The 6,973-nt window shown below is 66.5% G+C and carries 4 protein-coding genes and 1 pseudogene; all 5 read right to left on the bottom strand.

Annotation, left to right across the window (positions count from 1 at the left end; genetic code table 11):
• Window positions 1-457 (bottom strand): glycosyl hydrolase 53 family protein (locus VN779_RS25840; protein WP_325727892.1); only part of this gene is annotated, 457 nt, incomplete at its 3' end.
• Window positions 458-561: 104 nt separating this feature from the next.
• On the bottom strand, window positions 562-1,836 hold the full coding sequence (locus VN779_RS25845; protein WP_349260945.1) for a right-handed parallel beta-helix repeat-containing protein: 1,275 nt from the start codon (window positions 1,834-1,836) through the stop codon (window positions 562-564).
• Window positions 1,837-1,999: 163 nt separating this feature from the next.
• Complete coding sequence (locus tag VN779_RS25850) at window positions 2,000-4,963, bottom strand: beta-galactosidase (protein ID WP_325727896.1); 2,964 nt, start codon at window positions 4,961-4,963, stop codon at window positions 2,000-2,002.
• 65 nt (window positions 4,964-5,028) lie between these two features.
• Window positions 5,029-6,123 carry a rhamnogalacturonan acetylesterase gene (locus VN779_RS25855; protein ID WP_325727898.1) on the bottom strand — a complete coding sequence of 365 codons (1,095 nt, stop codon included), beginning with the start codon at window positions 6,121-6,123 and terminating at the stop codon, window positions 5,029-5,031.
• 642 nt (window positions 6,124-6,765) lie between these two features.
• Window positions 6,766-6,973 (bottom strand): annotated as a pseudogene (locus VN779_RS25860) (divalent metal cation transporter); the annotation flags it as partial.

Genomic DNA, 6,973 nt, shown 5'->3' on the forward strand with positions numbered 1-6,973 from the left:
TGGACATCGCCGAGAGCATCTGCGTGTAGCTCATGTTCTTCCACGCCGCCGGCGGGTTCTGCACCCCCACCGAGTTCCAGGTGTCCCCGAACATGTAGTCGTAGTCCACCGCCATCCCCGCGTCCACCGCGCGCCTGGCCAGCGCCGCGGTCTCACTCGCCGAGCAGTGCCCAGCCTGCGGGCTGGAGGAAGGATGCACGAACGTGCGCAACCGGATCGCGTTGATCCCGTAACCCTTCAGGATCGTGAAGAGGTCCTGCTTCACGCCGCTGGAGTTCTTCCAGTAGTACCCGGCCGCCTCCATCTGCGGCGTCCAGCTCACATCACAACCCTTGTAGAACGTGCCCGCCGCGTCGGCCTGCTGCTGTCCGACCGCGAGGCCTCCGAGCGCCAGTGCCCCGGCGCCCATAGCAGAGACCTGCAATAACCGCCGCCTGCTCACCACCAACTCACCCATCACAGCTCCTTTGCTGTAAACCATTCGGATATTCGCCGCGACTTTGCGGATCGACGCTGCCCGGGGACGGATGCGGCAATGCGGCCTCGGGCGTCAGCGTCGGCTCAGGGGGTCTCGAACGCGCCGAGGTCGGGCGCCTTCCCGTTGTAGGGCAGACCGACATTGGTGCCCTTGTCGATCAGCGTGCTGTTTGACGCGAGGTGCAGATACGGAAGCGCGGGCAAGGAGCCGTCGGATTGGCGCGCGGCGTTCCAGCCGGTCGTGGACACGCTCTGGAACTGCGCGTTGGACATGGTGACGTTCAGGTTCCAGGAGTTGTACGCGGCGTTGGTCCCGCTCATGTTCGCCGTCAGCGTGCCGCCGTAGGCGATGTTGTTGCGCAGGTTGCCGATCCCGATCGCCGCGCCGCTAGAGGAGATGCCCAGCATGTTGAAGTCGGGGTGGTTGGCGTAGCTGGTGTTGTTGAAGAAGTCGTCGGCCACGGTGTGGTGGTTGGCGTAGAACCCTGAGTCCTTGTTGTCGAACGCAACGTCGCGCTCGATGGTGTGCTTGACCCCGCCGGAGACGTACTTTCCGCCATACCCGCCGGCCTTGAATCCGTTGCCGTTGCCCGCAGGCGCCGGGGTGGTGCTCTCCGGCAGGTAGCCGTTGCGCCACGCCCAGGAGTCCTCGATGGTCACCGACGAGAAGGCGTTGATGAGGTCGAAGCCGTCATCGGAGTTCCACCACGACCGGTCGCCGCGGAACACGTTGCCGGGATGGCCCGCGGGGATGTGCGCGCCGAACCCGTCGCCGTTGTTCCCCGCGCCGTCCGAGCTGCGCGGGTCGTAGTTGTCGTGCGAGTCGCTGTTGAGCACCAGGTTGCCGCCGCCGTTCTGGATGAACAGGCCGGTTCCCATGATGTTGTGGATGTTCAGCTGCTCGAAGGTGTTGTCGCTGCCGGTGATCCACACGCCCCAGGACTCGTGATTCAGGCTGTTGTTCTGCGGCACGCCCTCCACTTCCAGGCCCTTGAGATGGACGTAGCTGGCGGTGACGTCGAAGCCCTTGATGCGGCAGTTGTTGCTCACCTTCGAGAAGTCGAAGACCGGCCGCTCCCCCGAGTAAGCGACATAGTTGATCAGCGCGCCGGAGCTGCCGCTCTTGTTCACCGTGATCGCGTTCACGCTCGCCGTCTGGCTGCTGCACGAACTGTCCGCGTGCGTGTAGGTGTAGGTGCCGCCGCGGAAATACACCGTGTCCCCGGCCTGCGCGACGCTCTGCGCGTGCGCGAACGAGGCCCACGGAGCCGACAGCGTCCCCGCCGCGCTGTCGCTGCCGCCGGGAGCGACGTAGTAGGTGTGCGGTGTGGCCGCGTCGCTGGTGGCTACCGTGCTCATCACGATCAGGCCGGTGCCGGCCGCGACAGCGCAGGCCAGCACGGCCCGCGCGGCAGTTGCGCCGTGTCTCATTGTTACTCCAGCTGCGTGGGTGGTTGTTGCTGCATCGGTCGCGGCACCGCGAGTTCGGCGCCTTACCTGCGCTTCACAGCGCGCTGATTCGTCAGACATTGCTGATCGGGACGCCGCCGGCCGCATTGCCCAGCAGCGTCAGGGCGACGGTTCCGGGCCCGGCGGGTGTCGTTCCATCCGCGAGCACCGCGAGGGCGAGCACATTCGTGGCATTCGCGCGCAGGATTCCGTTGGGCAGCACGAAGGTGTGCTGCGGGCCGACGTTGTTGATGTACTGGCCGAGGTTCCAGCCGTTGAGGAAGATCTGCGCCCGGTACGATCGGCTCGAGGTATCGCTCAGGCTGAGACCGACCGATGCATCAACGCCCTGCGGTGGTGCGAAGGTGAAGCTGGTGCGGTACCAGCGCACACCCTGGAAGGTGTCGGAGCGCGGCAAGGAGACCGACTGCCACGCGCTGTCGGCGAAGGTCGGCAGGTGCCAGCCGTTGCGCTCGCCGTACAGGCCGCCGGTGTTCAGTGGGCCGCGCACCGAGTCGGCCGTGACGCTCCCGCCCTGGATCCGCCAGCCGACCGACGGGGTGGCGCCCGCGAAGGTCACGGCGGTCAGCCCGCGAGCGCTCTTGTGCGCGTCGTTGGCTCCGCCGTCCTCGCTGTGCGCCATCGGCCGCACGAGCACCGAGAGCACGTGAGCGCCGCTGCCGCGCAGGCCGGACGGGATCGGGAAAGTCGCGGTCGCGGTCCAGGTCTGCGTGTTGGCCTGGGACGAGGTCGGCACCGGCTGGCGGTGCGTGCCCAGCGGCGTACCGTCGAGCCAGGCCATCAGCATGCCCTGAGTTCCGGAGGAATACGACAGGCTCACGCTCGTCGCACCGCTCGGGCCCGAGTAGTGCCCGCGGTACCAGACGTCGCCGTAGTGGAAGCCGTAGTCGTCGGCGAACAGCACAGGTTGACCGGGCGGCACCGGCGTGATGCTCGCCGACGAGGTCTTGTTCGCCGCTCGCCAGCCGGAATCATCGAAGCCTGACGCGGACTCGGGATTCTCGGTCGCGAAGCGCCAGCCGGTCAGCGCCGGCAGCGGCACGCTCGGCGGGCCGGCCAGCTTCGACGAGGCCAGCAGACTTCCGGAACTGGTCACGCTCGTCGCGACAAGTGCGCCGTTCCACGTCGCCGACGTCACTGCGGCCGGTGCCCAGACCTCAAGGTCGCTCGCCGCGGTGGTGTCACCGGTCAGCTGCACGGCCGAACCAGAGCTCTGAGCAGCGCGCAGCAGAGCCGGACCACGCACAAGTACCGGTCCGGCGGCGGTCGGCTGCCGCCACAGCGTCGCGCTCGCGGCGTCGTCGGCGAACAGCAACAACAGCGGGGCTGCGCCGTCCCCGAAGTTGATCAGAACTCGCACGATCCCGGACAGCGTCGTATTCACGCGCAGGCGATGCGAGGAAGCGGAAAAACTCGACGTGGCGCTGCCACTGAGCACAGTCACCGTGGGCGTCGCCGAAGCGGTAAGCATGATCTCGACCGGGTCGCCGGAACGGCCGGTAAGCACGGCGACATCCTGGTCGCCGATCGTGGCCTGATACATCGGCTGCGCGGTCGAGTACAGCACGCTGCGCCGGCCCAGTTTGATCCCGGCGGCCAGCACCTTCATGTCCTTGCCGGGGAAGCGCATGCCGCCGGACGCCGGCACGGTCAGCGCTCCGCCGCTCGTGTTCACCGGCAGGGTGACCGAAGAGATAGTGCTGCTGGAGTCGTTGCGCAGGAAGTAGAAGTGCGCGCCGGTGTCCGGATTGCTCAGGTGATAGACCTTGACGCTGCTGTTCGACGCCGACGCCGACGCCGCCTTGTCCAGCTTGCCGAGATCGGGTATGGATTCGAGCATCAGCCCGATCTGCTTCATCGGCACCAGCTTCGAGGTCTGATTTCTGGCCTCATCCAGCGCGGCGCCATAGTCGTAGGAGGTGTAGACGACCGGCGCCGGCAACCAGCCCCACGAGGTGCCACCGAAGGTCATGTACACGTTCTGCAGCTTGATTCCGTTGGCCAGGTTCGTCAGATAGAACCGCCGCTCGTACACCGCGTCCCGAGATGCGCGGGCACCCGCGTAACCCTGGCCAGAGAACTCCGCGCCGCCCCAACAGTCGAACCAGCCACCGCCGAACTCGGCCTCGAACCCGGGCGTGTTCGGGCTCGCCGTCGAACCGCCGGTTTTCCCGCCGGAACCGAAGTAGCCCCAGTCCGGCGGAGTGCTGCTCGGGGAGGGATAGCCGTCGAAGGCGTAGAGGTAACGCCCTGATTCGCCGTTGGTGCTGAAGCTGCCCGGCACCCAGTCGCCGTTGCGGCCCTTGTCGTTGTGGAACAACGGAACCGTGATCCCGTCCGCGCGCACCTTCGCGTACAGGTGCGCCATGTACGCAGAACCCACGCCGTCACTCAGGTGTGCGGAGTACTCGTTCTCCAACTGGTAGAGCAGGACCGTACCGCCACCGTTCGTGTACTGATACGGTGCGATGACGGCGTTGACGGCGGTCAGCCACTCATCCGCGTGCGCGAGATAGGTACTGTTGTTCGTGCGTGCGGTGCCGCTGCTCGTGGTCATCCAACCTGGGAAGCCGCCCGCGTCGACCTCCGCATTGATGTAGGGACCTGGGCGCACCGTCACGAACAGCCCCGCCTGCGCGGCCGCCGCGAGGAATTGGCCCAGATCCCGGACCCCGGTGAAGTCGTACACCCCGGCCGCGGGGCTGTGGTAGCTCCAGTTCACATAGATGCTGATCGCGTTGTAGCCGTTCGCGCGCAGCTTCTGCAGCACATCAGTCCACAGCGACGGGCTCGGCAACCGGAACGGGTGCACTTCCCCCGACCAAAGAGCCGTCCGGCGGCCGTCGACGAGCAACGAGTACTTATCGAAGCTGACGGTGTGGGACGCCGCGGGTGTGACCGCCGGGGCCACCACGTTTTCCGGCTGTATCAGCGTGCTGCGGCGCGCGGGAAGGACGAACGAGGCGGCGGTCCCGGCCGCGAGGGCGGTGAACGACCGGCGGTCGATTTCGGGCATCATGAGCTCCTCTGGCGGAGAAGATGTGCTCCTCGGGTGGGCACGGCCGAGCGCCGCGTGCGGGATCAGCGCAGGTAGGAGACGAGCGAGAGATTCTGCTGCCTGATGCCTTGGACGACCAGGCCGGCCATCTGCGTCGCGCCGTATTGCGAGAAGTGGGTGTTGTCGGTCACCCCGTCGACCGAGGCGCGCAGGTACAGCGCCGCCGACGCGGTCGGGCCCAGCGAGGTCACCAACGCGGCGCTCTTGGCGGTCAGATCGATCAGCGGCACGTTCAGCGACGTGGCCACCGCGCGCATCTGCGCCGGCAGGTCCACCCCGATGCTGTTGACCTGCATCGCCGTGGGCGTCAGCTTGGTGCCGTTGAACAGATGGCGCACCATCGGGGTCACCAGGACCGGGACGCCGCCCTTCGCCCGCACCTCGTTCACCATGGTGGTCAGATGGCTGCGATAGGCGGTCGCGGTGGTCGTCTTGTCGTTGTGCCCGAACTGGATGAACACCAGATCGCCGGCCTTGACTTTCGCCACGATCGCCGGGAACAGCACCGAGTTGGCCAGGAAACTGCCCGAACTCTCTCCCGCGTCGGCGTAGTTCGCGATCACCGCGCCAGGACCGACGAGCGACGGGAGAATCTGGCCCCAGCCGGTATACGGCGCGGTCGGCTGATCGCACACGGTCGAGTCCCCGGCCAGATACGCCACCAGCGGATGGCTGGCCGGCTTCACCGACACTGCGGAGACCTGCGGCTTGGCACCGGTGAACCGGATGTCCAGCCCGGGAGTTCCGGTGCCGCCCTCACCGGTCGGCTCACCCTCCGGCTGGCGCACGTTGATCGTGAACGAATACTGCTTCACGCTGCCCGCTGCCGTGCTGGTCGTCGGCAGCATGAGCCGCCGCGCCTCGACCCACATCGCCGTCTGCCCGGCGGAGGTGCTGCTTCCGATCGAGACCGACACCTCGTAATTGCCTGGCGAAACGGAGTAGTGACAGGTGATCGGCGAACTGCCGGAACATCCCGCCGGCAACGCCCGCGGCACGGCGGCGGCCGCGGTCCCCGCGCCGAAACCGGCCAGGGCACCGGATATCAGCGCAGCCACACCGGCACCAGCCGCCGCCACCTGCAACAGTCTCCGTCGATGGCTCGACACGTCACTCATCACTGCTCCTTTGCTGTGAACGCTCCCGGAGTACAGCAAGATGCGCGCGGTTCAGCCACGGTAAGGGTGCTGAGTAATTGCCCTGCGTTCGACAGCCGGCAGGCTCGTGATACGTTTCAACTGCGTAAACAGCCAGACGCTCGCGCTCAAGAGAGCACAGTGATCGCTGAAAGTTACAGAAACTTTCGTCCGAACGCTATTGGGAGCGATCCCAGTTCATGTGCATTTGACCGGATTCTATGGTGCGTTCAGGAAATTTCCACGTCGGCATTCGACAGATCCTGGTGTCGCTTCTTGTTCGGTTCCGTCATGCGCTGGGCTGTCTGCACAGCCGGGTGACGCGCCTCGGCAGAATCATTCGGGTCCTGACGAGCAGCGACGGCGAGCTTCCTGAGCGGTCAACCGCCCGCCATCTGCCGGTGGTTTTACAAAGCACCCGCACAACCCCGGCGCAGTCCGTTCACGGACCGTGCCTGTCGCGATTGACGATCCAGCCGGAGTCCGGCACCGTCCCGGAGTGACGTTAGGACCGCACTCATCAAGTAGCCGTCGCTCCGACCGGCCCCGGCACGCAGGTTTTGATCACGCGGCCGCCGCATCGAATGCGCGGCATCGGGTGCGGGGTCTGGGAACAGGCACCTGTCAGGGTTTGACGTACTGGATCAGGGTGGCGACGGCGGCAGCGGCCATGAGCGCGACGGTGATCCAGCCGAGGGTCGCCGCCAGCACCCCGTTGCGGTACTTGCCCATCAGGGGTTTGTTCGCGGACACCAGCATCACGACGATCAGAAATGGGGCGGCGGCGACGCCGTTGACGGTCGCGGAGAACACCAGCAGGGTGATCGGGTTG

This window comes from Actinocrinis sp. (genome assembly GCF_035605935.1).
GTDB lineage: Bacteria > Actinomycetota > Actinomycetes > Streptomycetales > Catenulisporaceae > Actinocrinis.